At 66.2% G+C, this 624-nt stretch carries 2 protein-coding genes; one reads left to right on the top strand and one right to left on the bottom strand.

Annotated features, from left to right (window positions below):
• Nucleotides 1-281: hypothetical protein (locus AC1DWF_RS35985; RefSeq protein WP_476843234.1), on the top strand; the 281-nt coding region annotated here is incomplete at its 5' end.
• Between the two features lie 32 nt (nucleotides 282-313).
• On the opposite strand, the gene AC1DWF_RS35990 is transcribed toward AC1DWF_RS35985, so the two are convergent.
• On the bottom strand, nucleotides 314-624 hold a 311-nt coding region (locus AC1DWF_RS35990), incomplete at its 5' end, for a hypothetical protein (protein WP_476843235.1).

The following is a 624-nucleotide window of genomic DNA, read 5'->3' on the forward strand; positions in this document are numbered from 1 at the left end:
ACGCTGACCTTCGGCAGGGTCTTGAGCTGGGGAAGCGGCATTTGCAGGGCTCCTTCGGTTGCGGTCCCGAGGGGGTAGCAGTCCCGCTTCGGCACGAAGCGGGGTTCGTGCTCGGGTTTCTTTCAGCCCGCTACGATTTTCACCTGCCCCCTCCCGCCTTCCCGATGCGGATAATCTGCGAGCTGGATAGCAAAGCCCAACCCTCCCGCTGCCTCGCGTGTTCGATCTCGATCACCCGCCGGGTTGCCTCGTTCCTGATCTCGCGCATCTCCGCAGCCTGATCGGCTTCGCGCCGAGCCGCTTCTGCCATGACCTAGCGCCCAACCACCCGCGCGCGTGCGGGATCAGATAAATCCGGGCTTGTGGCTTGCCATTCGTCGCGGATCATGGCGTCGCGCTCGGCGGTCACGCCGCGCCGCGCGCGCCCGCTCTCCAGCCCGCCCTTCGTGCCCTCGGCGCCCTGATGGGAGAACAGCGCAGTAACCCCTGCGACCACACCGGCTGCGGCCACGCGTTGCAGCATCTCCGAAAGCCTGGCGGCGTCCAGCACCACATTGTTATCCAGGTCGAGGGCCCCAAAGAGCGCCGGAATGGTGACAGCATTGATGAGCGATTGCGCCGCGC

The organism is Aminobacter sp. P4_D5 (assembly GCF_056401815.1).